Source organism: Pseudoalteromonas sp. 2CM36K, assembly GCF_023161865.1.
GTDB lineage: Bacteria > Pseudomonadota > Gammaproteobacteria > Enterobacterales > Alteromonadaceae > Pseudoalteromonas > Pseudoalteromonas tetraodonis.
Genome location: NZ_JALNTK010000031.1, coordinates 36014 through 42266 on the forward strand (window position 1 = coordinate 36014; position 6253 = coordinate 42266).

Below are 6253 nucleotides of genomic sequence, written 5' to 3' on the forward strand. Positions count from 1 at the left end.
ACATCCTTACTTAGGCGTATTTAATTTAGATTGAGTGGATTGCCAATTAGAACGAATTAGCATTTCGAGTTCATCAACTACATCTTTGATATTTTCTTGTGCGCGCATTAATGACTCTCTACTCGCTAAACTATCAGACGCTTTTTGATCAAAAATGGTATTAAACGAGGATGAACTCGCAGTAATTGCTGAACTGTGATTAATAGGGTAGCTCATGACTTGGCGACCAAAAGCACTACGAACATCTTTAACTATGTCACGTTGTGAGTGGTTACCTTTTACATAATTAGTAACCAAAAATTGCATAAAGTCCCAACCATCGTGGCCAAGAGCGGCAACGGTATGATAAATCTCACCTAAGCGTTTTAAATATTTATTATTTGCATCAAAGTCTACCGCTTCAGGGTGAACCGGAATTAGCATCGCCGTTGAAGCCATTAATGCATTGTAAAACATAAAGTTAAGCGTTGGCGCTGTATCAATTAAAAGAATGTCAAACTCATCTTTTACTGGTTCAATAACGCGCTCTAGTAACTTATGGTAATGGCGCGTTTGCTCATAGTTTGAGGTATCTTTAAGCAAAGTTGCGGTTTCGTGTTCAAAATAAAAATCGTCCATACCAGAGGGCAAAACACGAATATTAGGAATATGAGTTGGTAAAAAAGAATTTGACACAAATTCAGGCCAGGTTTCACCTTCTTCAAGATCAATGCAATCACGCATCAAATCACCGACAGTAATTGGATCGGGCTCAGAGGATGGGAAAAAGCTTGATGATGACCCCTGAGGATCTAAATCAATAATACCGATGCGATAACGTTTTATGTTGGTAGTGGCAAGTGCAGCAGCAATATTAACCATGCTAGTTGTTTTACCACAACCACCTTTTAAAGAATTAATAACAATAACTTGGAGTTTGTCTGTCGGTGCACGGTGATCAGGCTTTATATCCATTGTATCGGCCATAGCAAAAATATTAACCAACGTATATGCGTAATGACCGTTTGCACCGCGTTTTATATTTAAATCGTCAAAGTCACCATTGTCATGACGTCTTTTTAAGGTACGATTATTACAGCCAAGTAAATCAGCTGCTGCTTTTTGGGTGTAAGTTCTTAATTCTTTTTCTTCAGATTTAAGATGGGCGCGGTAATGTTGGATACGTCCTTCTAGTGATTTTTCAGCAACTTCTGCGGTTGCTTTCAAAAGTCGGTAGGTATCTAGCGCATTATTATTGATAGACATACTTTATTCCTCAAAGTTAGGTGTTTAGTATAATGTCCATTCAATTAGCTGTAAACAACTATTTAAGGCGACATACATTTTAAATACATGACATATAAAATAATTTTACGCCTTTAATATTGCTTAGTATAAATAAAGAAGTTTAAGTATGGTTAAGTATATAAGGTATTAAAGGCTAAGGGCTTAAAATACGCATTTAACTATATGATTTATATGAATAATGTTTAAGAAAGTGGATCAGTATTATACGTGGTTAAGATCAGATCCTTATTTACTGGCAGATCACCTTTATACTAAGCAAATATTTAGTAGCTGAGTTACGCACAGGTTAAGCACTGAGTTACTCACAAAGTAGATGGTATAGATCATGTTTTTACTAAGTAAATTATAAAGTTATGCACCCACCATCAGAGATAATACGTGCTTTAATTAGTATAGATCTGATCTATAGTAAGTACAGATCAGATCTATGCTAACTCGAACTAAGCTTATCCACAGGCCTCTCATTTTTGCAGTAATTTGTCGTGCTAAATTTCAAAAAAATCACTTTGCAATGGACAAATTTATTATTCAGTTAGTAAAAAATCGTTTTATAAAAGCATTGTTAGTAAAAATGTGATCTGAAATCTTTTGTATTAACTTTTTCTTAGTAAAATACTGATCTGAGCATTTTATTTGAAATCAGATCACTTTTATACTAACTTAAACATTTAACTTTTGTGGCTTTATGTGTTGTTATTAGTTGCCACAATAAAAACGGAAATAAAAACCATGAGCCGAAAGGTCAACATCTCGGTAGATAACTTGCCTGATACACTTAGAGGCCAAATTCACGGGGTGGAAAGTGCAATTGATAACGAAAGTTTAGCACTATTTACAGATAACAAAGATGTGCGAATTTCGATAGAAAATGCAGCCCATGGGTTACGCGCTTACTCTAACACATTTAATCATTATGATCTGTGGGGACGCTTTGTTCGCTCAGGACATAAAAAGCTGCCACTTGAAGAAGCCCCTAAAAAAACCATTATTACACGTAAGATATCTGAGAAAGTAGACGGTATTTTATACGATGGTGAAATTAAAATAACACCGGCTGTGGTAAGTACTCGTAAAGATGGTGAAGACGTAGAATACCTAGTTTGGCCATCAGACAGAGAAGAAAAAGTTGAGCGTGCACTAATTCGCCTTGCTTCAAAAGGTAAAATAGTAAAAATTAATTTTAAATCCGGTATTCAATATGCTGTTGTGTTTTCTATGAACGAATTAGCACAAGAACTCAAAGCGGTTGGTCAGTCTATGCCATATCCGCAAATTAAAGAATCGCTTGAAGCATTGCAAGGTTCAAAACTTTCATTTAAATATTCTGCCACCGACACTAAAAATTCTGATATTGATGATTCGTTTTACGAGTCAAACATGAACTTTTTATCGTCTTTACACTTTAGCGGTAAAAAAGGCCAAGGCGGAAATGTTAAATGTGTGGCGTGTTTAAATGCGTTTGTTCATAACATGATCGATAACCTTGAATATAAAGGCTATTATTTTAATAGTGCTCAAGAATTAAAGCGCGGGTTATCGCGTTGGATGATGTTACGTTTATATCACTTATGGCGTTATGCTGCCCCAGGAAAAACGTATCATTTTAGACTGTTATCTATTATGGAAAAATATGGCTCTATTTATTCAACGGATGATATTACCGAAAATAAATTAAAAGCACTGCGTCGTGACATGACCACCACGATGAAAGATTTAATTGAAAAAGGGGCAATATCTGAGTACAGCATAACTAATGTAAAAGATGATAAAACAGGTAATATTGTAGATTACACCTATGAAATGCATCCATCTGATCAATTTTGTGATGAGATACTGGCATTAAATAAACACAACAAGCGTATAGAAATACAAGGTGGTAAACGCATTGTTGAAAATGCAGTATTAATTGATGAAGATAAGCTGGAAGAAATTGTAGAAAAATAATTATATTAATTTTTACCAGTCCGTTGTATTAAAGGCCACATTATGTGGCCTTTTTAACATAATTATTTTGTTACTTGTTCTAAATATAAACGGTCTACCAGAAAGTCATACTCTCGTTTTCGTGGATGTGATAAGGGCTTTTGGTAACTCGGTAGTTCGCCAAATTTTACGTCGGGTTGTGGGTTAATTAGTATAAAAGGTAAAGCAGCACTAACATGATAGCGATTTTGTGCAGTGTACCTCACATTAACTTGAGGACTAACTCGAGTAGGGCGCCTAATTCGCAATTTTTCTTTTTCACCCAAACTGGCTACTCGAACCTGTTCTTGTGCAACCAGTGACTGCCATTTTTGCTGATCAATCATTCGCGGGTTTTTATAGCCTGCCGATTTTTCTAACATTTCAAGCGCCATTTTTTTTGTAAGTGTTTTGGTTGCGTGTTTATGCATCCAAGTAAAGCGAACAGAAAAAGGGGATTCAATTTCACTATGAATTTTACGATACGCCGCAAGCGTTATTAAATTTGGCATTGCATTATGCACAGCTTCAAATCGCGCGTCGTTATTATCTATTGCTAAAATACAATTTTTAAAAGCTGCTTTTGCACTATTTACCTGTGCTATGCGATCAATAATGGCTTGTTTATTCGCCTCTTTTATTACTAGCAAACCAGGGTGACGCTTTAATACTCGACTGCTTAGCCCTGGCTTTTTATACATATCGGAAAAAGCATTTAAAATTGCCTTATGTGCCAATTCCCCTGTTATTTTTGAAACGCTTATAGACTCAGGGATTATATTTTCTTCAGTACTACTAATCTCAGGTAATTGAAAATACTCTGCTTTAGCAAAGCCAACCTCTTTAAGCTCATCAATTAAGCTAAGTGTTAATTCATTGAGTAAATCAAACTGACTTCTTATTTGTACCTTTGTAACCATTAGCTACCTACCTAGAACACATCTTACTGAGCACTATTTTCGCAAACAACCTTTTTTTTTGACAGATTTTTTTAAATAAAATTCTATTGCTAAGATTTACTACAATTCAAATTAAGTATGATGTGTTCTTTGTGGTTTTTTAAAGTATTTTTGCTTCATATACTTTAAAGGAAATAATAGAAGGGGTGAGTTAAGGTACTGGGCTTTGTATGCAGCACTAGCATAAATATTTAAAAGCGCATAATTGAGCAGCATTCTTTTTTAAACCTCCCGTAAAGTTAAGATTACATAAGTACAAATTAAGTATGATGTGTTCCTGTAGCTATCTGTATCACCATCGCTTAGCTATTAAGCTTCTACTCAAGCCATTATAATGCACACTCTATTTACTTAGGTTGTTGTTTTTAAATGTTTATTTGTTTTTACTTTATAAACTTGCTCATTAGAAGTAACTCAAAATAGGCTCTTAAATCTTATAAAAATTTAACTAATAACTAAATAATTGGTAAATAGTCGATTTAGTCCTTGAACAAAGCCCTCTGCATACGTTAATTTCAATGCATCAGGTAATAGGAATGAGGAATGAGCATGCAATCGTGGAACCCAAATAGTTGGAGAGAACTGCCAATACTGCAGCAACCACAGTACCCAGATCAAAACGTATTAAAGTCGGTAGAAAGTCAGCTGAAAAGTGCACCGCCTTTAGTATTTGCTGAAGAAACAAGAAGTTTATTTAAACAACTTGAAGACGTATGCGAAGGCCGTGCCTTTTTACTTCAAGGTGGAGATTGTGCAGAATCGTTTAGCGACTTTAATGCCGCTAATATTCGCGATACATTTAAAACCATCTTACAAATGGCTGTAGTATTAACCTATGGTGGAAAGTGCCCAGTTGTTAAAATTGCACGTATGGCAGGTCAATACGCTAAGCCACGTTCAGCCGACTTAGAAACAATAGACGGCGTTTCGTTACCATCTTACCGTGGTGATATAGTAAATAACTTTGAGTTTACTGAAGAAGCACGTATTCCAGACCCTCAACGTTTAATGACTGCATATCATCACAGTGCGGCAACGCTAAACTTGCTACGCGCTTTTGCACAAGGTGGACTTGCCGACTTACATCAAGTTAACCGTTGGAACATGGGCTTTGTTGCTGCTAATCCACAAAAAGCAAAATACCAACAACTTGCAGACAAAATTCAAGACGCGTTAGAATTTATGGAAGTGTGTGGTATTAATTCAACTATAGCGCCAAGCTTAAAAGAAACTGATTTATACACGTCACACGAAGCGTTATTACTAGGCTACGAAGAAGCATTAACACGTAGAGACCATTTATCAGGTGACTGGTACGATTGTTCAGCACACTTTGTTTGGATTGGTGAACGTACTCGCCAGCTAGACCATGCCCATATTGAATTTTTTAAAGGTATTAAAAACCCAATTGGCGTTAAAGTTGGACCAGGTATGGATCCAGACGAGCTTATCCGTTTAATCGATGCGCTTAACCCAGATAACATTCCTGGTAGATTAACGCTCATTACACGAATGGGTGCAGATGTATTGCCAGAGAAGCTACCAGCGCTGGTGCGTAAAGTACAGCAAGAAGGTCGCAAAGTTATTTGGAGTTCAGATCCAATGCATGGCAATACTGAAAAAGCCAGCTCAGGTTACAAAACGCGTAGCTTTGATAACATTATGCGCGAAATTAGTCAGTTCTTCGCTGTTCACAAAGCTGAAGGCTCATACGCAGGCGGTGTTCATTTAGAAATGACCGGCCAACATGTAACAGAGTGTACCGGCGGTGCATACGGTTTATCTGATGATGACCTTGCTCAGCGCTACAAAACACAATGTGACCCACGCTTAAATGCTGATCAAGTATTAGAGCTTGGCTTTTTAGTAGCTGATTTACTAAAAGATGCGCGTAAATAATACCCGCTCATAAATACCAAAAGCCGCTTTTATTTAGTAACACCACTCGTTTAAGAACGAGTGGTGTTATTTCGTTTATATCTAACCGGATATTTTTGTGTCTTTGCCAGCACTGCTCGCGGATAAGCTTTTCGCTTTCTTTTCTC

4 protein-coding genes are annotated in these 6253 nt (G+C 36.5%); 2 read left to right on the top strand and 2 right to left on the bottom strand.

The annotated features are described in order from the left end of the window. Positions 1-6: 6 nt before the first annotated feature. A complete protein-coding gene (locus MTN97_RS16635; RefSeq protein WP_036983556.1) occupies positions 7-1245 on the bottom strand; it encodes an AAA family ATPase in 1239 nt (412 codons plus the stop codon). Between the two features lie 771 nt (positions 1246-2016). On the opposite strand from MTN97_RS16635, the gene MTN97_RS16640 reads away from it, so the two are divergent. After that, the gene (locus tag MTN97_RS16640; protein ID WP_013463357.1) at positions 2017-3231 is read left to right on the top strand and encodes a hypothetical protein; all 1215 of its coding nucleotides are present in this window, start codon (positions 2017-2019) and stop codon (positions 3229-3231) included. Between the two features lie 62 nt (positions 3232-3293). Here the strand turns inward: MTN97_RS16640 and MTN97_RS16645 are convergent, their stop codons facing one another. After that, positions 3294-4169: a DNA replication terminus site-binding protein gene (locus tag MTN97_RS16645; protein WP_008464472.1), complete on the bottom strand. Its 876-nt coding sequence runs from the start codon at positions 4167-4169 to the stop codon at positions 3294-3296. Between the two features lie 588 nt (positions 4170-4757). Between MTN97_RS16645 and MTN97_RS16650 the strand changes: the two genes are divergently transcribed. Next, positions 4758-6107 (top strand): class II 3-deoxy-7-phosphoheptulonate synthase, encoded by a 1350-nt coding sequence (locus MTN97_RS16650; RefSeq protein WP_171034713.1) that lies wholly within the window; start codon positions 4758-4760, stop codon positions 6105-6107. Positions 6108-6253: the final 146 nt, after the last annotated feature.

Bases quoted from the DNA above. Each gene is read 5' to 3' on its own strand.
- MTN97_RS16635 (WP_036983556.1), bottom strand. From the start codon at position 1,245: ATGTCTATCAATAATAATGCGCTAGATACCTACCGACTTTTGAAAGCA.
- MTN97_RS16640 (WP_013463357.1), top strand. From the start codon at position 2,017: ATGAGCCGAAAGGTCAACATCTCGGTAGATAACTTGCCTGATACACTT.
- MTN97_RS16645 (WP_008464472.1), bottom strand. From the start codon at position 4,169: ATGGTTACAAAGGTACAAATAAGAAGTCAGTTTGATTTACTCAATGAA.
- MTN97_RS16650 (WP_171034713.1), top strand. From the start codon at position 4,758: ATGCAATCGTGGAACCCAAATAGTTGGAGAGAACTGCCAATACTGCAG.